This is a genomic window from Maribellus maritimus, assembly GCF_022267315.1.
Taxonomy (GTDB): Bacteria; Bacteroidota; Bacteroidia; order Bacteroidales; family Prolixibacteraceae; genus Draconibacterium; species Draconibacterium maritimum.
Genome location: NZ_JAIKLE010000038.1, coordinates 13641 through 34306, shown reverse-complemented (window position 1 = coordinate 34306; position 20666 = coordinate 13641). Strand labels below are relative to the sequence as shown.

Annotated in this window: 12 protein-coding genes; 1 reads left to right on the top strand and 11 read right to left on the bottom strand. The window is 38.0% G+C overall.

Translation table 11 applies throughout. The features are described from left to right. Positions 1-117: 117 nt before the first annotated feature. The 11 genes from K5G00_RS23895 to K5G00_RS23845 all read right to left on the bottom strand — a co-directional run bounded on the left by K5G00_RS23895 (position 118) and on the right by K5G00_RS23845 (position 19385). Entirely contained in the window at positions 118-2412 is a 2295-nt protein-coding gene (locus K5G00_RS23895) for a glycoside hydrolase family 31 protein (protein WP_238769029.1), read from the bottom strand. After that, positions 2409-3839: an arylsulfatase gene (locus tag K5G00_RS23890; protein ID WP_238769028.1), complete on the bottom strand. Its 1431-nt coding sequence runs from the start codon at positions 3837-3839 to the stop codon at positions 2409-2411. Before K5G00_RS23890 ends, K5G00_RS23895 begins: the two co-directional genes overlap by 4 nt. 1 nt (position 3840) lies before the next feature. Next, positions 3841-4056, bottom strand: a complete 216-nt coding sequence (locus K5G00_RS23885; protein WP_238769027.1) for a hypothetical protein — start codon at positions 4054-4056, stop codon at positions 3841-3843. After that, on the bottom strand, positions 4032-5852 hold the full coding sequence (locus K5G00_RS23880) for an FAD-dependent oxidoreductase (protein WP_238769026.1): 1821 nt from the start codon (positions 5850-5852) through the stop codon (positions 4032-4034). Before K5G00_RS23880 ends, K5G00_RS23885 begins: the two co-directional genes overlap by 25 nt. Positions 5853-6029: 177 nt before the next feature. Beyond that, entirely contained in the window at positions 6030-7979 is a 1950-nt protein-coding gene (locus tag K5G00_RS23875; protein ID WP_238769025.1) for a hypothetical protein, read from the bottom strand. Between the two features lie 68 nt (positions 7980-8047). Beyond that, positions 8048-9163 (bottom strand): glycoside hydrolase family protein, encoded by a 1116-nt coding sequence (locus K5G00_RS23870; protein ID WP_238769024.1) that lies wholly within the window; start codon positions 9161-9163, stop codon positions 8048-8050. Positions 9164-9340: 177 nt separating this feature from the next. Further along, on the bottom strand, positions 9341-10258 hold the full coding sequence (locus K5G00_RS23865) for an alpha/beta hydrolase (RefSeq protein WP_238769023.1): 918 nt from the start codon (positions 10256-10258) through the stop codon (positions 9341-9343). 406 nt (positions 10259-10664) lie between these two features. After that, positions 10665-12356 (bottom strand): RagB/SusD family nutrient uptake outer membrane protein, encoded by a 1692-nt coding sequence (locus tag K5G00_RS23860; protein WP_238769022.1) that lies wholly within the window; start codon positions 12354-12356, stop codon positions 10665-10667. A 32-nt stretch (positions 12357-12388) separates the two neighbouring features. Then, on the bottom strand, positions 12389-15412 hold the full coding sequence (locus K5G00_RS23855; RefSeq protein ID WP_238769021.1) for a SusC/RagA family TonB-linked outer membrane protein: 3024 nt from the start codon (positions 15410-15412) through the stop codon (positions 12389-12391). A 17-nt stretch (positions 15413-15429) separates the two neighbouring features. After that, positions 15430-17727 (bottom strand): FAD-dependent oxidoreductase, encoded by a 2298-nt coding sequence (locus K5G00_RS23850; RefSeq protein WP_238769020.1) that lies wholly within the window; start codon positions 17725-17727, stop codon positions 15430-15432. Continuing rightward, entirely contained in the window at positions 17724-19385 is a 1662-nt protein-coding gene (locus tag K5G00_RS23845; protein WP_238769019.1) for a sodium:solute symporter family protein, read from the bottom strand. Before K5G00_RS23845 ends, K5G00_RS23850 begins: the two co-directional genes overlap by 4 nt. Before the next feature lie 193 nt (positions 19386-19578). On the opposite strand from K5G00_RS23845, the gene K5G00_RS23840 reads away from it, so the two are divergent. Further along, positions 19579-20595 (top strand): LacI family DNA-binding transcriptional regulator, encoded by a 1017-nt coding sequence (locus tag K5G00_RS23840; RefSeq protein ID WP_238769018.1) that lies wholly within the window; start codon positions 19579-19581, stop codon positions 20593-20595. Positions 20596-20666: the final 71 nt, after the last annotated feature.

Here is a 20666-nt window from a genome sequence, read left to right as displayed (position 1 = left end):
CGTACACCAATTCAATTTTTATCGTTATCGCAAGTCCGTGTTTATAAAAGTCCCTCAACCTTTTCCTCTGTACTCACATCTGAAAATTCGTACATCAATTCCGATGCATTTCCTATTTTATTTAATGTGGTAATTATGCCCTTCAATAAAATCAAACTGAATGGCATGCCTTATCTTTTCGTGAATAACTTTTTTGTCAGCAGTTAAATCAAAAATTTCCAAATTCTCCCAATCAGGATTTTCTATAGAAATCTCACTTTGTGTTTCTCCATCTTTTCCATAAAAAACAGTTTGTGTTTTGTTGGTTACAGGATATATCCGACCTTTTAATTCGCCCTCAATTTCTTCAATCACTATCCCTGTCCCTCCTACAAACAGAGGGGTTTTATCTACCGAAATTTCAAAATCGTTAAGTAGCAGCGGCCCATAATATTCCTTTCCCGTATCGTAGTCGATCCATTTACCTTCCGGCAAATAAACATTTCTGGTTTGGGCGGTTTCATAATCGTCCCCATATAACGGATATGCCAAAAGCGCATCTCCAATCATCCACTGATAGCCTCTTTCTTTGTAGTTTTCTCTTCCATGTACATTTATATCATTTGGATATGCAACAGGAAGTGGAGTCATTGTATGAGGATATCCGTCGTGATAAAATTTTATGGCATTGCTATAAATATATGGATGTAAACGTGCATGCAACAGAGCACAGTCCAGCATTACTTCTGAAACCTGCCGGTCATTATAATTCCAGGGGCCTTTCCCCATTGACATCGCGGAATGTAAAGCAGCTGTACGGGCATTTCGCATCAGATAGGTTTTTATTTCAGATGATACTTTACCGTCAAAATCGCGACCACCAAATAATCCTCCGATTATATCCATATAAGTTAGAGGAAAACCACTATATGCAAGAGTTAGAGAATTAACAGGTCCCCTGTCCTGATTCATATCATAATTAAAATCTTCAATTCGATGTAATTCACCGGGAGAAGTCAAATAGGAATTCCGAATCATAATTTGATAACCTTTTTTCTTTAATGCAACATTGACCGCATCTATTTTGTCATCGGGAAATGAATAAGCACCATAACTATAAACATCTTCCTTAAATCCATCAACCTGCCATTTGTCACATAAGTTTACATACCATTTCACAGCTTCTTCATTGTGAACATCAAGAAGATATACCAGGTCCTTTGGAAAACCTATTTTATATTCCTTTGCCGCTCCATCTTCTTTCAGAAAATAACCATTTTCAAGGCCTTCCTTTGTAAATGGCCCATTATGAATAAAGGCTATCCTTAAGCCTATAAAAAATTTAAGACCTTTCTCTTTGAAATATTGTTTAAATTCTTTGGGATTGGGATATTTGGTCTTGTCCCACATACCAAAACTGGTTGTGGATTTATATTTTTCATCGGTTTGTGGCCAAAACCCTGAACCGATGACCATCCATTTTAACGGATAACCCAGATTTAAGTAGTGATCTATATCAGCCTTGACTGTTTCCGCAGATGTATTCCAGGCAAGTGCACCCCATGCTTCCCAACCCACGCCATAAAATTCATAATCTGGTTTCATTACCGGAAAACCATTCTCATTTCTAGCTGTCAGAAAACCAGAATAAATAGACCTGGGATTTCCAAAAAAATAGTAAAACGAAGCTATTTTTTTTGTATGCCTACTTCCTTGTATTATCTCATCTTTTGTACTTACTACTATTTTAGCACCCGAATCGATATTAATCAATCCAAACTGATTCATCGGATAAATGGCAAAATTACTCACCATGCGCGAGGCATATCCGTTTGATGAATTATAATCGTTATTTGTAAAACCGGTGATTTCTGTTTGAAACTTACCCTTGTTTTCAGGAAGTCTTTGCCACCAATTTGTTAAAACATCACCTAATCCATATCCCGGGCTAACTCCTGCTGTTCTTAGTGCCATTGCAATGGGTTTATCATCCGGATTTTCAAGTTCAAATCGAGCCTGTTTATTCTCCAATTTTAATCGGAGGATAATTTCCTTGTTATTTTCAAGAACTACTTTAAAAGAATTTATATTATTGTTTACACCAATATATTTCGTAGACTTAGCCGGAGATAGATTTTCAGGGGAGCCTGCCAAAAGTCCGGAAACCGGATGAGCAGGCACCAGGAAAGTTCCATTTGACTCTCGAAAACCATACCTGAATCCATCTTTGATTAATACAAACTCTATTCCTTGACCGTTACGAATAATTACGTTATCCTCATCTTCCGATATAAGTCTTTCGTTACTCGTGCATTGTTGCAATACAACAGTCAAAAAAACAAAGGCGATTCCTTTAAATAGTTTGTTTACTCGGTTGGTTCGATTTATATTCATATCGTCAAGTCCTCCAATATTTGCTATAATTTGAGTCAATTTTTATTTACAGGCCAGGGTTTTAAACCACATTGCTCTGCCCAATGATTAAACTGGTTCTTCAAAGAATCAGCTATAACCTTTTGTTTATTGATAAGGTTATTTAATTCGGTCGGATCCTCTTTTAAATTGTATAATTCCCAATTAAGATTATGTGTCTTAACAAGTTTCCAGTTTCCAATCCGGGCGGCCTGATTTCCCTGGTGTTCGAAAAACATAGTTTTATTCGGTTTCTGTTTTTCGCCATGTACAAGTGGCATGATGTCAGCACCTACCAAAGGCATCAATTCCTTACCCTTCAGCCTTTTAGGGTACTGCGTCTGTGTCAGTGACAATATGGTTGGGAAAATATCAGTAATGTGTACTGGTTCGTGCGACAACCTTCCGACAGACTTAATTCCCTTCGGCCAATGCACAATCAACGGTGTTATTATACCACCTTCATGCGTAAATGTTTTGTATTTCCGATAGGGTGTATTACTTACATTACCCCAATTTTTGCCATATGCAGTCCAGGAGTCGCGCGAGCCCAATTCGGCTTCGGGAAAAGCGTTTAAATTCGCATCTGTTCCGCCGTTATCGGAAAAAAATAAGATAATGGTATTGTCCAGTTCGCCTTGTTCTTTGAGCACAGAAACCAAACGACCAATGTTTTGATCCATTCGGTCTATTTGTGCTGCATAAATAGCCATTTTCAAATCTTCTTTTTCCTTGTCTTCCAGCGAATCCCACTCATCATAATCAGGTGGCGAAAGTTTTGTAGTTGCTTCAGTAATTCCCAGTTTTTTTTGTTTCTCAAAGCGTTGTTGGCGATAAAATTCATAACCTTTGGAATATTTTCCCCGGTATTTGTTAATATCCCCGGGCCATGCCTGTAGGGGGAAATGTGGGGCTATATAGGCGAGATACATAAAAAAAGGCTTGTTGTCTGTTATAGCCTCACGGGAAAACTCAATAGCATAGTCGGTAAAAGCATCTGTAGAATACCAGGTAGAATCAGGAGTCACCAGTTCTTTATTCAAATAAACCTGTCTGTCGCGACCAACGCAGGGATAGAAATAAACACCTCCCCCTTTGGGAATTCCATACATCCTGTCGAAACCACGTGCAAGCGGATCATATTCTTTTTCATGCCCTAAATGCCATTTACCAAGCATAATGGTGCGATAATTATTTTTCTGTAAGACCTGAGCTATGGTCACAACATTATTCCTAAAACGCCCCTGATATGCCGGGTATCCCAAATCGCTGTCCATGTAGCCATATCCAGCCTGGTGCTGATACAATCCGGTGAGCAAACTGGCACGTGTAGGACAACAACGAGAAGTGTTGTAACAATTTGTAAACAGCACTCCATTTTCAGCCAATGCATCTAAATTTGGTGTTTCAATTTCAGAACCCGTGCACCCAATATCTGAGTATCCCATATCATCTGCTAAAATGACTATAATATTGGGTCGCTTCCTCTGTGCAAATATTGTTAAACACAACATGAGAAGTAGGATAATTGTGGTCAATCTTTTTTGTATCATACAAATTATTTCTTTGCTTTGGTAATTTTAATTTATCCTGTTTCTTACTATTTACACCTGAAGCCCCAAAAACAGGAATTATATCATCTATTTCGATGGGATTCCTTCCCATAAAAAGGATTTTAGAATATCAAGGTACTTTTCATAAACCTCTCTCGGATTACATTCTTCTTCAACACAAATTTTTGCAGCCATTCCAACCACTTCGCCCATCATTCCGCCAGTGCGCATTACCCGAACAACTCCCAATGCTTCATGCGTTACACTGATGTCACGACCTGCCATAAAAAGATTCTTTATATTTTTTGAATACAAACAACGATAGGGTACCCAATAAGGTACTTTGTATTTTTCGTGGTGGTCGTAAGAGATAAAACCATCGCCTTCGAAACCTTTATAATAAGGTTCGAATGGTAAATGCAAGTCCAATGACCAGGAAGTTGGCACACAACCATCTTCGTACTTTTTGTCGTTTTGAATGTCTTCAAAAGTAAGCACAACATCGCCTAATAATCTGCGTGATTCGCGCAGCCCGGAAATGTGAGCCATCCAGTTAAATCTATGTTTTGGGTATTGATTGTCCACATTCTTAAGACAATCCCAGGCACCAAATGCTGCACGAAAATTCCAATCGCGAATGTACTCTCCTTCTAAAATCGGATCGCGATCGAAACCACTTTCCCAAAACCAGGAGCCCATTGCCTTCAAACCTAAATTTCCATAAACTCCCTTGTTATCACCTCTTCCCGGAAATGGTTTGTCGGATAAATCGAGTGCCCAAGGACACTTTGGGAAAGGTTGCTCCGTTTCGGTTTCAATAAAATTAAAGAGGTTGCAACGTCCCATGTGCCCTTTTTCAGTCATTTGGAATTCAGCTCCGGACAACGCTCCAATTGATCCATTTCCTGTGCAATCGGCAAAATATTTTCCTGTAATTTTTATTCGTTCGCCAGTCTCTATGTTTTGGGCAAAGACTGCTTTTATTTCATCCTTTTGGATTTTTGTTTTGTTGGCATGAAAGTTCAGGAAGAGTGAAATATTTTTTTCATTCTTCAAGAGTGCTTCCTTCATATCATCTTCATAAAATTTCCCTTTGTTTTCAAGTCCGTAATGGCCTCTGTTTTTTTGCTCCAACTCATTTACAACGTTTCCAATTTTTGGATAGGGCTTGAAGTTTACTTTTCCACCCAGCCACACCCGAACCTCCGAACTATTGTTTCCACCCAATATGGGGCGGTTCTGAACCAGGGCAACCTTAAGTCCTAAACGTGCACCGGAAACAGCTGAACAAATCCCTGCAATTCCTCCTCCAACTACCACTAGATCGAATTCACCTTGGTCTTTAATTTCTGAGATTGCCTTGGCTTTTATGCGAAGTTTTTCCAAATCTTTTAAGGAATTAGGAGGCATGAAATTTTTATGCGCTGTAATACAAATGGCATCGCAACGACCATCAAAGCCTGTTAAATCGTGCAGTACAATTCTATGCTTCCCTTTTCTCAATTGAATACTTCCCCCGGATTGCCAATGCCATTCTGCATTTCCAGTGCCAAAAGTTGGTTCCAGTTTTTGGCCATCAATCAACACTTTAAATTTTCCGGGAAAACCTGTTGCCTTTTTTGCCTCTGATACCCCTGTCTTTTTCCATGGTCCAACCCAATCCCGTGTTCGCACCCAAACATAATATTTATTTGGTTGTTGAATTTCGAAAGTTGTTTCTGCATCAGCAACCGGATTACCTAGTCCGTGAGCCAATAAAAAAGGCGAGCCCATTTCGTCCATAAATTGCTGGTCGATTGCCCAGCCACCTCTGTTTTGAAAAGATTCGGTTTCTAACAAAATCACTTTCTCATGCCCGATAGCATGAATAAAAAAACAAATCAGAAAAACAGACATAAACAATTTCATGATTTTGCTTTTACAATTAAATAATAACTTCGGTTACTTTTACTTTTCGATTTTCAGGAAGATATAAATGGACAAAACCGTATTTCGATGTATGATTCATTAAAGCTCAAAATAAGTTTCACAAAACGAAAAAAACCTGGAATCAGATTAAGTTAGACCAACTCCCATATATACCTCCTAATTTGATATATTTACAACAGCTTCTTTTTCCAATCCTAAATAACCGTATCTTACTTTTATCATTTTTAAATTTTTATTTTGAGGAACTTCAAACTGAGTTGTAAACACGCCTGTATTTTCTCCCGTCTCAGTAAGAGTCAGTTTTTTTACATTTCCCAAACCATCATCAATTTCCACCCATCCGGTATCTTTTTTATCCCAGTTCTGGTTTAATGCAGCTTTAAGTTCAACAATAATTTTTTCACCAGATTTTACATTATATATCTCATTATTATAGTCTTTGTCAAAAATCCTCAAATTATGACTTCCTATTGTTGAGAATGTAAGTGTTGCCATCCAACCGCGGTTAGAAATACACCAGCCTTCTGTAGCATAAGCATTTTTTCCAAAAACCTGCCCATTATTTTTCCCTTCAACTTCTTCCACTGTTTGGGCAATCGGAAACTGGTTGTCAAGAGGGGAACCATCCAAAGTTCCGCGAACCAAACCCAATTTTCCATACCCATCTGGATGCGATTGAGGCCATCCGTGTTCTATTCCCTCCCAGTATCCGCCAATTTTTAAGCGTTCAGTACTTTTGTTACTAAGGTGAGAGCCAACAGGATTAACTCCAAAAACAAAATCGACTTGTGCCCACCCCACGTCCCTCAGTTTTTGATCGCCCAATATATGAGCTGCCGCAAACATTGAGCCCCCTAATGCAGGAGTTCCGCCTAATTCCTTTGTTCTGGCATGTGCCCACTCTGTTTCGCTGTGTTTTCTATATTTCCAGAAATTATTGGTTTTTTGTTTCATGTGAACAGCCCAGGCAGCCAGTTTTTCTTTTGTTCCCACGGGCGCATTTTTCGGTGCTACCAACAAAAAATATGCAAGAGCCTGTGGAGTAATGTGTTCGGCATTACGAATCCACCACATGTGTCGCGGATTGTTAAAGTCCCAATTTGCAATAATATCCTGAGCACTTTCCTGCGCATATTTCAAAAATTTATCGGGATCGCCTTTCTTTTCATTTTTCTCACATAGATACATAAATAGATTACGGAACACGGATTGACCATAAGCATTGCCCATTTCATTAAACTCCTGAAATCCGGCATCTACCCATTTAACACTATATGTCCAATAACGAACAACTTTATTTCGTTCGTACTCTTCCCATTTTTCCAAACAAACCTTTCTGTATAGCTGATATTTCTCTTCGGATAAAAAAGGTTTTAAAAATGAATGATATGCAGCACAAACAGCCGCCAGTTGGTCAAGCGAATTCCAATAATCGTAGTTCATCCTTGGTTCACCTTCGTAACCCAGAGAACCATGCCGATTGGCAACCGGCCCGTTATAGTCGTGATATTTATAAGCAAATTCAGCATGCCACAGAATTAGCTCAATAAGGTCAGCTATTTTATCATCTCCCATTTCCGTTGTCCAATTATCAAAAAGTGCAGGATTACTGGAATAATACAATATTTCGAAAATTGTTTCCAATCCATATAAACCACCATCTCGGGATGGCCCTCCACCGTAAACTTTTGTCATGTCATATTCATCCAGATTATCAAATCCGCGAACGTCAACAAAAAAATCGTATGCCAGCTTTGACGAAATTTTTTCCATTAAATGATCTGCAATCCAAAAAGGGACAGACTTTCCATACCCCTCAACTTCAACCACATACTCCGTTCCGGAGGAGCTTGGATTTAATTCAGTAAACCAACCCTCATTGTTCAGCATTTTGTCTTCAAAAACTACTTGATTGGTTTTAATATTAATAATTTTAAACGGAGTATTATCAGGTGCTCCATAGCACACAAATCTTTTTGATTCTCCCAGGTTATAACCGGCTTGATTGACATAAGGGGCATATTTATCTTGTGCGAGACAAATGCTACTGTTAAAAAATGAAAATAAGACGTAATACAGAATTAAATGCCATAATTTTTGATTCATTTTTGTTGTTCTAATTATAATTTTAAAAATTCTACTTGTCTTTCAAATTAAAATTACCGAATTACATACTAGTTGTCGATTGAAGTTTCTAACGTTTTTTCTTTCATCGGAATCTGAACATTGAAAGAATTTCCAAAAGGTTCCTTACCTGCACATAGTAATGCAACAGGTTTTCCGTTTTCCATGTAAAGCTGAGGGCGCTCAAGCGCTTCCAGTTCTTGTTCGGTTCCATCTTTCCACTTTAAAACCAAAGTGGATACCAATGGATGGTTAGCTAGTTTCCAGTCTGTTCCATCAAGTGAGTAGAATAAGACCAAACTTCGTCCTGCGTTTGCAAAATAACCTTGTTGATCCTTAATGATAGTATATAAGCAGTTGTCCTGGTACCACACATAGGGGTCTTCAGCGGGAAACATTACACCTTCAGACGTAAAAATTGGTTTATTTTGTTTTACAAAAGGTCCGGTTGGGGAATCAGCAATGGCAGTTAGATGAACCACTGGTCCACCAAAAGGCATTGGCTTTTTCTTGCCAACTGCTTTATAAACTGCCAGGTACCTACCATCTGCCATTTGTGTTACAGAAGGATTAGAAGTCATTAAGGCGTCGTGCGCTGTAGAATCCTTGGTAACGTCAATCACTGGTTCGTCAAACCTTTTCCAAGGTCCGTTTGGATCATCCGCAACAGCTACTCCAATACGTTGATTGTTTCGGTGCGTCCAGTTAAGACTCTCTCCTGAATTGCTCGGAATACCGTCTCCGCGATTGCCCATATAATAAAGATAATATTTCCCATTAAAATAGTGGACATTGGGATTGTGTGTTACCATCCCATCCCAAAATTCGGCTCCGCGAGCAGGCAAGGCAACATCTACAAATTTAAAGGGGCCAAAAGGAGAATCAGAAACAGCATGGGCTATTTCCGAATGGGTTACCCATGCAGACCAACCAAACTTGTGAGGCCATCGCGAATAAAACATATGATACTTCTGATCAGATGCTGATTTCACCAATCCGGCGCCCCAAATAAAAGAACTATCATTAATGAATTTTGCTCCCGTCGGCGCAGATTCAAGCATTGATTTAATATTTAATTCACCGGGAGGGACTTTATCCTTTTCTTTAGTTGAAGAACATCCAAAAATAAAGATCAACAATATAACTATAAAAAGTAGTGGTTTCATTGGTTTCAATTATTTGTATGTATTTAGATCAAATTTAATATTCAACAAACCAAAATATTACACTCACGCTAACTGTAATAAATAAATCCGCCTCGCAATCAGGAGCACTTAAATCATCGATTTATCTTGTAATGTTATTTTAGTTCGACTCGTGTCATTCAGGATTTTAATTTTTATTTAATTATTATAAATGAACGTTTTAGGTGGTGCTTTAAGGTAGCCCAAGGAAACCAAAAATTTATCCATCTTATTTACGGTATCGATGAATACTGCATTTGAGCTCTTCCCATAATTAAAGAAACCATGTGGCTCTCCCTGATAGGCAACCAACGTACATTTATTCCCAAACTTATGCATCTTTTTAGTAAATAATTCTGCTGATATAAACGGTACGGTATTATCACCAGTTCCATGAAAAATAATTGTTGGAGGCAATTTGCCAACCACGTTGTGGTAAGGCGACATATCCTCTGGTTTTGGCCCCATTCTTTCTACCAAACCGCCAATCTTTTCATTCAAGGCTTTTTCAAAATCGTCAGTTATTGCAAGCACAAGAGCCGGATTAAAAAGAACCAGAGCATTAGGTTTTGAGCTTATTGATTTGTTTTCATTTACATCATCGAATTTGGGCAAAGTGGCACATGCTGCTGCCAAATGCCCTCCGGCAGAACCACCTCCCGCAGCTAATCTGTTACTATCTACACCCAATTCCGACGCATTTTCGCGAACCCAACGTATTGCTGATTTGGCATCAGAGACACACACATTAGGAGGGACACCATGCCTGCTTTTAACACGGTAGTCGGCAACTATCGCAACCATTCCTCTCGCCGACAGATATTCACAATGTTTTACAAATTGGGTAGGACTTCCGGTGTTCCAGCCGCCTCCGAAAAAGAATATAATGGCAGGGGCACTATTTGTTGATTTATGTTTTTCCGGAGTAAATATCCATAAATTCAAACTGGTCCCGTCAACAGTTTTATAAGTGATTTCCTTCGCTTCGTCAATACGTGGAGGATATTCCGTCTGTGCATTTGCGTCAAAAATCAAACTGAAACAGCATATTATCGTAACAAGTGATATTATTTTCATATCTTATATTATTACTTAAACGTTCTTTTGAAAAAATTATCCCGAATATCGTTCGGTCTGACAGCAATAAGTACTCAACTCCGGTAAAATAAGTGCATCCCGACAATAAATAAATATACCGTTTGTTATGATGGGAAAATCCTTCTGTGCCTTTTGTTTCTCATTTTATTTAAATGTAGTTCTTCCGTAAGCTTGATTCGTTCATTATGGTTGCAATATTTCATTTACTCTTTAATTACCTATAAGATAAATACTTGTCGTTAAAACTTCAAAATGCCAGAGCTATATGAATTTAAAACAAATGATTTTTCAGTATAACATTTATTAAAGAAAGGCTGGCTGTAGGAACCAGCCTTTCTACTAACAAACTAAACTATCTAATATAATTAGAATAAAGAATTACATTCTACCATCCATCATTTTGCCCCAAAGCAGGATTTAAACTTAATTCCGTTTCAGGTATCGGCCACAAATAGTCACGCTGTTGAAAATTTGTGTTTAATACCACACGATAATCTGTAGATGGGTGGGGAACATAGGAAGCAACATCATATACGGGATCTCCATATTCGTCGAATTCGACATCGGGATATCCTTCATAATCGCCCAATACAGGTCGTCCTAAAATTGGCCTGTTTAAAACTACCTCTGCACGTTTCCAACGTTTAAGATCATCCCAACGTAAGTTTTCATTAAATAATTCAATTTTACGTTCTGCTCGAACAATCTTTCTCATTTCATCCTGACTTCCGGCGGTAACTTCGGGCATCATAACATCGCTGCGTCCACGAACTTCATTGATGGCGGCCAAACAATCGGCATCAATTTCACCTAATTCAATTTTTGCTTCTGCATAGGTTAATAAAACTTCTGCATAGCGGCAAAGCATAAAAGGATTTTCACATTGAGCACTATTTGTAACATATTTAAATTCGAAATATTTACGTATCAAATAACCTGTAAATGATGTAAACTCAGTCGTGTTATAACTATCTCGATTTGTAACCGTTTCACCAGCGGCGTTTAATGTCTCAGGCTTATCCAAACGTGTTTCGTAAATATAATCCCCCCACAAATCACCTGGAAGTACCAATGAATAACGCATGCGAGGATCACGATTATCGTAAGGATTTGATTTATCATACAATGGTGATTCACTGATATCCATACCATCGACACAAAGATACGAATCAATCATATTTTGTGTTGGTACAATTGTAGACCACCCTCCCAAAGCTCGGGAAGCAGTATATCGAACATATTGAGTTTGAGTACCTGCCTCTACCAAATGACCTTGAGAAAATATTTGTTCTGTATTTTCTGTACTTTCTATAACATCTTCGGTAAACAATGTTTCGTAGCTTGGCATCAAACTGTATTGTTTTGAGTCAATTACTGATTTTGCTGCCGTAGCCGCGGTTGCCCAATCATTATTTTGCAGTGCTGCACGAGCTTTATATGCCATGGCTGCCCCACTTGTGGCACGCCCCAATGCTGTTACTTCTGAACCAGCTAGCAACTGAGCTGCCATATCAAAGTCTGCATAAATTTTCTGCAAAACTTCAGTCCTTGCAGTTCGGGTAACGTTACTTGCTTCTTCCACTGAATTAACAGGAGCATCAAGATAAACAACGTCTCCAAACATATTTGTTAAGCGCAAATAATAAAAAGCACGCAAAAAGTAAACTTCGCCCTGAAACTGTTTGACTTTTTCAGCCGCTATCAAATCCTTATTCTCTTCAATTTTTTCGAGTATTAAGTTACAACGACCAACACCTTGATACATTCTTCTCCACAGTCCCTGGAAATATCCGTGTGTATAATCCAAAGTAGATCCCAAATATCCAATTGTGAAGGAATTCCCCCTGGAATAAACGACATCAGATAATGCATCCCAGCTGAATCCAGGATTGAGGTATGAAACCTGGTATGCATCAATGTACGAATAGCAGGCATTTACCCCACCTTGTATTTCAACCTCGTTGGTATAGAATGTTTCAGCAGAAGGCACATCCAACGGATAGAGTTCTATTGGTTCCTCGCAACTTGTAACCATCAGTAACGCTATCAAGCCAATATATAATATATTCTTTTTCATTTGATAAAATTTTTATTTCGTCAATTTAGTTCTTAAAATTTTACTTGAACACCAAATACGTAAGTAGAGATTAGAGGATAACTTCTTTGAACACTAAAGGGAGATTCGGGATCCATCCCAATAGGCAAATCACTTATTGTAAACAGATTGGAAGCACTGGTATAAATACGAATATTTGATATCGCGTTTCCTTTTAACAAAGAAGCAGGAAGAGTATATCCCAATTGAACATTTTTTAAGCGTAAGTAAGCAGCACTAACTTGCCAGAAAGTAGATGGTTGGGTATTGTTTGAATGCTGATTAATTGACAAACGAGGAAAAGCAGCATTAGGATTTGGATTTCCTTCATACCAACGATCAAGATGTTGTTCTAGTACAGTAGATGCATTTGAAAAAGGATAAGCGTACCAACCTGAAATATAACCATCTCGTTTTCCAACCCCTTGGAAGAATAAGGCAAGATCAAATCCTTGGTATTCAGCATCTATGTTCAGGGAATAAGTCCATCGCGGAATCGGATTGCCAATAACAAAACGGTCATCCCCTGTCATTGTATCATCACCATCCTGATCAATGTAGCGAATATCCCCCCCTTGCAGTTTACCCCATTGGGTAATTGGATATGCCCGGGCTTCCTCGAATGAACTGAACAAACCATCAGCCTGATAACCATATAATGCATTTATCGGGTCGCCAACCTGTTTTACATATATTCCATCGACCTGTGGATTTAAGCCACCCATATCCGTAATTTTATTTTTGACATCTGATAAAATTCCAGTTATTTTATAATAAAACTTGCCAACAGTATTTGCGTGTGATAAAGATAGATCCCAACCGATATTTTCGACTGCCCCTGCATTTTGTTTTGGTGAATTGGCATACCCCATTACACTTGGAATTGGCATGCTTAACAATATATCACGAGTATCCTTTTTATACCAATCGAATGTGGCATCAAGCTTCCCTCCTAAGATGGTAAAATCGATACCGAAATCCAACATACGTGTTGTTTCCCAGGTTATATCATTCAATGCATAGTCAACAGGAGCATAACCAGGATTTAATTGGTCACCAAAAACCGCGTACTGATCTGTTGCTATGGTAAGTGCAAAAGGATAATTACTACCTAGTCCCGACTGATTACCTAATTCCCCCCAGGAAGCTCGAAGTTTTGCATTATCCAACCATTTAATATTTTCCATAAAAGCTTCTTCGGAGAAACGCCATCCTGCAGAAAAAGAAGGGAAAACCCCCCACTTATAACCACTGGCAAAACGAGAAGAGCCGTCGTAACGAACATTTGCCTCCAATAAATATTTACTATTGAAGGAATAGTTTACGCGCCCAAAATAGGACATTAAAGCCCATTCTGTTGAATATCCAGCATTGGTTTGTCCCACAGGATTATAGGAATTCAATTCTTCAAATTTCTGAAAATCATTACCTTGCCTATATGCATTTAAATGATTATAATCATTAGTTAAATACTGAAACCCTCCTAAAACTGACAAATCATGACTTCCTAGAGATTTATCATAATTAATCAGAATATTAACATCGTCTTCTTTGGTTGTATTTCTTGTTTCAGACATATTTGCCATACCAGTTGGCGTATATGTAACCTCTCCCGTCTGATAATCATAAAGATTAGTTGTTTTATTAACCGTTTTAATATCGGCTGTATTTAATTTTGGTGCATATGAGAAATTTATACGCAAACCTCTAACTGGCGTAATGATAGCACTTAGTTTTGCTAAAGTTTCGTACCATGTTTCATATCTCATATTTAACCCCTCAAATATCCGCATCATCTCATGAGGATCTCCATTATAATTATACCCCCAAACTCCATTTGAAAATCTTGTTGGATATAAAGCAGGTTGTCTCATGAGTTGATCAAGACCACTGTGGGCAGCATCCTGGTCCAGTGTTTTCCGTATAGATAAATCAACGCCAAACTCAACAAAATCATTCATTTTATAACTGTTGTTTGAACGAACACCATACCGGTTATAATTGGAATTTGGATAATGTGCATCCTGATAAGTATAATTTATCGATGTATTAGACTTTAACTTATCTGTTCCCATTGAAAAATTGAGAAAATGCTTTGTTTGAGCAGCTTTATCTGCATAGGTTTCTTTAAACATATCAGAGTTTGGATAAGCATCGCGATCAGTGGCATTTTTCCATGTATTAATTTTATCAGTTCCATAAATGACACCTCCGGGCACTCCGTCGTCGGTACGTAAATCATTACCGTTGGCTTCGTCGTACAAAGTCATATAGTCCCATGCACTGGCATTTACGGGATATGTAATAGGAGTAGTAAAACCAACAGAGCCGTTGTAACTAACCACCATTTCGCCTGATTTTCCACGCCTTGTGGTTATCAAGATTACACCATTAGCAGCACGAGACCCATAAATAGCAGCAGAAGCAGCATCTTTTAAAATTGACATGTCAGCGATATCATTCGGGTCTATTGCATCGAGTGATGAAGCAACACCATCGATCAACACCAAAGGATCGTTGTCGTTTAATGTACCAATACCACGAATACGAACCGTGGTTCCCTCACTTCCTGGTTTGCCGTTATCTGATGTAACCGTTACACCAGCAGCAATTCCTTGCAGTGCCTGCGAAGTTTGGACAACACTTTTCTCAGAAAGTTTTTCACCTTGCACTGCGGCAATGGAGCCTGTTAGGTTTACCTTTTTCTGAATACCATAACCCACAGCAACAACTTCTTCTATTCCAATAGCATCAAGCTCCATCTGAACATTAATGTTTGAACTCGATGAGATATCCACCTCCTGTGTTTTATAACCAATAAATGAAACCAATAAAGTTGCTATATTTTCATTGACCTGAAGGGTAAAAGTACCATCCGGTCCTGTTACTGTTCCAACCGTAGTTCCTTCTACAGTAACATTTACACCAGGTAAGGGCTGTCCTCCTTCATCGGAAACCATACCTGTAATTGTCCTTTGCTGAGCCCAAACTGTGGTACACAACAATAAACCAAAGACAAACACCATAAAATTTTTCATTTGCATAAAGTTTGATTTTAATTAAGTTTATGATTTAAACATATAATTTCGAAAAGAGCTGCCGGTACATCTTTTGAAGGATGTTCCAACCTGAATTTTAGTTCAGTGCATTCTACTTCTGTTTCTAATACCACATTATTTATGGTCTGATAATTACCTGTTTTTTTATAAAGAAGATTTTCATCTTTGTCGTAAATAGAGTAGTTCTGTATACAGAAAGGAATTATATCTTCAGGATGTCCCATTAAAACACTTTCCAGAGGGTGATCGTAATCTGTATCGAAAAACAATCTAATCTTTTTTATTTTTTGTGGTTTATTCCAAATCAGTTTTACCTCCGGAGAATTATCTTCCAAACTGGCCGCCCATGCATTGGTCTGCAAATATGGTCTGACAAATCCGTTGGTTAGGTTATTCTCATTAAACAACTTAATTGAGGGAGAAACAGAAAATGCGAGGTTTTTTCCATCCGGACGCCTTTTGGGTGTCCATAATTCAAAAGAGTCTACTCCTATTCCCTCAGGAGGCTCTTGCTTTCCATAATTGGATACCGCTTTATTCATTTTCTGAAACAACGATAATGTTCCACTTAAACGTTGTTCACTTGTTTTTACCAAAACGTTTGTTGTTGGTTGGAAAAGAAGAAAAGCATATTGGTCGGAATCCAGGGTAACCTCAAAGGAAAAATTGAGAAATTGCTTCCCCTTGGCAAGTGACATTTCAATTTTTTCCAGCTCAACATCGGGCGTGTAATTACCTGCTTTTGATGACTTCCTTAGCTGAATTATAAGTTTACTTTCGACGAGAGCATTTACCAATATTTTAAACTTATATTTCACCGATGCTTTTAATGGCAATAGTTGAGCAAATCCTTCATCAAGTCTTACCCAATCACCATTGAAAGCCATTTCTTTTAACTCATAAGTACTTGATGATTTCACAACAGGTCTTTCAATCTCTAAAAGACTGTAATCAATTGCCTTACCAGGTATACTTTGCCCCCTCAAATTCAACCGGTTCTGCAAATTGGACATATATTTTTGCTCCACAATTTTTTTTGCATCTATTCCTTTTTCAACACAAATTGCTGCGGCAAGGGCAGCCGCCTGCGCTCCATGTGCTGATGTCGCCATAACCCTGGTTGAGGCGAATGCAACGTGGGTGGCACTGATAATTCTTCCAGCAAAAAAAAGGTTATTAATCGTTTTGCTTACCAAACTTCTATAGGGTATTTGGTATATTCCTTTTGAATGCCACTGGTTGCAACCTGGCAAATCACTGTAAACTCCGTCGGCGGGATGTAAATCAAGCGACCAGCCACCAAAGGCAACAGCATCATTAAACTCTTTTTGTTCAACAATATCTTGTTGTTTAAGCATGTAATCACCTTCAAATCTTCGGCTTTCACGTTTTCCTGGAATGGTGCCCACCCATTCAAGAGTCAAATTTTTAGCTTCTGGAAAATTGCCGGAGTTTTTTATATAATCCCATGCGCCATAAACGACTTTCCATAACTCCCACTTAATATTCTCTGTCTCTTTAACAGTGTCCTCAGAACGCCCACCATATTCGAACCACCAAAACTGGCAACCGTTCATTTTACTGTCGATGGTTTTATAACGCGGGATTTTTTTTATATCCTTTAATGCAAAGGCAGGAGGTACGTATTTAACAGGATGTCCGGCATCTTTACTGTAAAAATAGATGGTGTGTCCCAGCATTTCTCCATAGTCTTTATCAGGAGCAAACAATTCCCCAAATTCTTCTTTGGTTTCTGCTCCCATGCGGAAAGGAGATCCGGACAAAAATCCAATAATTCCATCCCCTGATGAATCAATAAATAATGGTGCATTTAAAACATATTCGATTGAAGTCTGGCTGCAAAAAGCCCTTATACTCTCAATGGTATTTTCATCTTTCTTTGCCACCTCAAAAACAGCAGTATTCAGCAGAAGTGTGATGTTGGACTCGTTGGTTACTTTTTCAAGCAGGATTGTGTCAAAAATAATTGCATTACCTTCTTTATTTCTGTATAAGTTTTCAATTAATATTTCATCCACAACTCCACCTTCCCTCGACCAGCGATTATTATTCCCCATATGGGAAGTCGCACCTAAAATCCACAATCGGACCTCGCTGGAGGAGTTACCTCCCAGGACAGGACGATCCTGAACTAAAATTACTTTCACACCGGCTCTTGCTGCTTCAATTGCAGCACATGTGCCAGACAGTCCTCCACCAGTTATTATTAAATCAGAAGAATAATCTATTTTAAACTTTTCTCTTACGGAATTTTTATGTTTTTCAACAATCATTTTTTTGTTTTTTTGTTTTTGGGTATCATTATTAAACCAGTTATTATTATTAGCGTCCCTGCAATAAGCACCAACCACCTTCCGGTTGCAGCAAATGCACCAATGCCAACAATCAAAATTCCCGTTCCCGCAACACCAAACGAAATAACATTCTTTCCGTGCCTATTTTGAGAATTGGAACTAGTTTGTTGATGAGATTCCAATAACTGCTTCTCTTTTATTCTTTTATACTTCTCGAAATCCGGATTTTCTTTTTGGGTAAAATGGTATTTAACTTCAAAAAATATCAATACAAGGACAGGTGCAATAACACCCAGTGTCATTTCCTGAGTACGGGTTAGTGTAAAATCGAAGAGGTAGGGAGTAGCAAATTTGAAAATAACACTTATCAGCAAACTGGTTAATGTTGCCGTAAGAATACTCTTACCTGTCTGGCGCTTTGAAAATAACGACCACAACGGCGGTAAGTATAAAGCCCCACCAGTTATTGCTGCAACACTTAAAACCACTTCTACGATACCTCCCATATTCTGAACCAGCAATGCCACAACAATAGTTAATAAACCAAATCCAATAGTTGCAAACCGCGCAACTATCATTAAATGTTTGTTGCTTACATTCGGCTTGATGTTTTTATATAAATCATTTGTGAATACTCCAGCAGAAATATTTAGTGTGGTGTTCACTGAACTAGAAGTGGCAAAAATCATTGCTCCTAAAATTAATCCTAACATTCCGATTGGTAACACTTCCTTACACATCATTAGATACGCACCTTCATCTCCAAATCCTGTCAGTCCCGGATTTAAAACCCGGTAGATCATTGGGGGAAGCATCCAAATAACAGGGCTAATCAAATACAGCGAACCAAAAAGATAACCAACTTTCTTAGCATCTTTTTTTGTGGATACGCTAGTATATCTTTGTACATATGCCCAGTTTCCACTTATAAAAAACAAATTATACAAGCCAAAAGCAATGATAAATCCAAGCGTATATTCTCCGCTAAAAAAATCAAAAAAACCGTTTGGTGAATGCTGTATAAATGCAGTTATACCATCTACTCTTTGAAATGCAAGCGGCACGATTACCAGAACAGCAGTGGTTAAAATGATAAACTGTAAAACATCGGTTACTATAACAGCCCACAGTCCCCCGGCGGTTGTGTAAAGAATTATAATTAATCCAAGAATAATAATACACCAGTGTAAAGGAAAGCCAGTTGATACCTCAACAATTTTTGCAACCGGATAAAGAAATGCACCTGTCGTAAAAAGTGAAACAAACAGAAATAAATAGGAATAAAGTTTCTGAACCTTTATTCCCAGTCGTTGTGTGATATATTCAGCTGCAGTTAAAACTTTGGCTTTATGCCAACGTGGAGCAATAAAAACGCCAATAATAAAACCGGCAATTGCCATTGTCCATTGGATGGTTATTGCAACCAATCCATTTGTATATGCAATTGACCCCCAGACAACAAAAGTTCCGGCCGAAAAAAAACTCATAAATAGTGATAACCCGCTAATCCACCATGGAACAGCGCCTCCGGCTGCAAAATAGTTTATCATGTTTTTTCCGGATCCGGAAAAGGAAAGACCTGCTACCAGGATCCCTATGAAGAAAATTACAATAACAATGTAATCGATAAAATGCATAAGTTTCGGTTCAAATATGTTAATCGTACTGATTTTCGTTGTTCAAAGTATAACTATATCACCTATGTTTCAAAACTTTCTTATTTTAAAATTTCCGGAAACGTTTTCGGAAACGTTTTTATATTCCGGAAACGTTTCCGAAAACGTTTTAATTTATTTATTATTTTTGCGTTTAATCGCTAGATGTTAAAACATGAAACATGTTACCATAAAAGATGTTGCCAAAGCATTGAATTGTTCCATTTCAACTGTATCAAGGGCATTTAACAACAAATATGATATTCACCCGGATACACGTGAAAAAATACTAAAAATGGCGCTTGAGATGGGGTATTCACCCAATCCCATTGCTCGCAAATTAACTCAGCAAAAAACATATAACATTGGAATTGTTGTTCCTGAATTTATTAATCCATTTTTCCCGGAGGTAATAATTGGTATTCAAGATGTTTTTTTGAAAAAAGGGTACCAGACTTTAATTATGCAATCGAACGAGGACAGTAATACAGAACTGGAAAATATAAAAACGCTGGAAAACAATTTCGTTGATGGAATCATATTATCGTTATCTCAAAAATCACAGAATATTGAGTACATTCAAGCATTAATCAAAAAAAACTACCCTATTGTTCTCTTTAATCGCATAAATGATTCTCTACCTGTTTCAAAAGTTGTTTTTGATGATTACAAATGGGCTTTTTTTGCAACCGAACATTTAATCCAGCAAGGACTAAAAAAAATAATCCATCTTACGGGACCTATGCAACATAATTTTGCAAAAAACAGGGCAAAAGGTTTTGAAGATGCCCACCGTAAATATGGAATTAAAATTTCACATGAGCAATTTATTGAAACGGGACTTTTAATTGAAGATGGTGAACAAATTATTGAACATTTGATAAAAATAAAAAATCTTCCCGATGGAATTTTTGCGGTAAACGATCCAACGGCGCTGGGAGCAATGAGAGCGCTAAAAAGAAATGGGATAAAAATTCCACAGGATATCGCCATTGCGGGTTTTTCCGAAACTCCCATGGCCGCCCTGGTTGATCCACCGCTAACAAGCGTTTTGCAACCCACAACTCATATGGGAGAAGTTGCAGCAGAATTACTCTATGAGCAAATCATATCAGATTCTCTCGCTATTCCTAATACAGTAGTTTTGAGTGGAAAGCTAAATATTCGCGAGTCATCAAAAAGATTGAAATAACCTTAAAATTTTAGTTTACGTGCTACAACCAATCCTGATTACTCTAACTTTTAGCGGATATATCAAAAGTG

Bases quoted from the DNA above. Each gene is read 5' to 3' on its own strand.
- K5G00_RS23890 (WP_238769028.1), bottom strand. From the start codon at position 3,839: ATGGGATACTCAGATATTGGGTGCACGGGTTCTGAAATTGAAACACCA.
- K5G00_RS23870 (WP_238769024.1), bottom strand. From the start codon at position 9,163: ATGAAACCACTACTTTTTATAGTTATATTGTTGATCTTTATTTTTGGA.
- K5G00_RS23855 (WP_238769021.1), bottom strand. From the start codon at position 15,412: ATGAAAAATTTTATGGTGTTTGTCTTTGGTTTATTGTTGTGTACCACA.
- K5G00_RS23845 (WP_238769019.1), bottom strand. From the start codon at position 19,385: ATGCATTTTATCGATTACATTGTTATTGTAATTTTCTTCATAGGGATC.
- K5G00_RS23875 (WP_238769025.1), bottom strand. From the start codon at position 7,979: ATGAATCAAAAATTATGGCATTTAATTCTGTATTACGTCTTATTTTCA.
- K5G00_RS23880 (WP_238769026.1), bottom strand. From the start codon at position 5,852: ATGAAATTGTTTATGTCTGTTTTTCTGATTTGTTTTTTTATTCATGCT.
- K5G00_RS23850 (WP_238769020.1), bottom strand. From the start codon at position 17,727: ATGATTGTTGAAAAACATAAAAATTCCGTAAGAGAAAAGTTTAAAATA.
- K5G00_RS23840 (WP_238769018.1), top strand. From the start codon at position 19,579: ATGAAACATGTTACCATAAAAGATGTTGCCAAAGCATTGAATTGTTCC.
- K5G00_RS23885 (WP_238769027.1), bottom strand. From the start codon at position 4,056: ATGGGAAGGAATCCCATCGAAATAGATGATATAATTCCTGTTTTTGGG.
- K5G00_RS23865 (WP_238769023.1), bottom strand. From the start codon at position 10,258: ATGAAAATAATATCACTTGTTACGATAATATGCTGTTTCAGTTTGATT.
- K5G00_RS23860 (WP_238769022.1), bottom strand. From the start codon at position 12,356: ATGAAAAAGAATATATTATATATTGGCTTGATAGCGTTACTGATGGTT.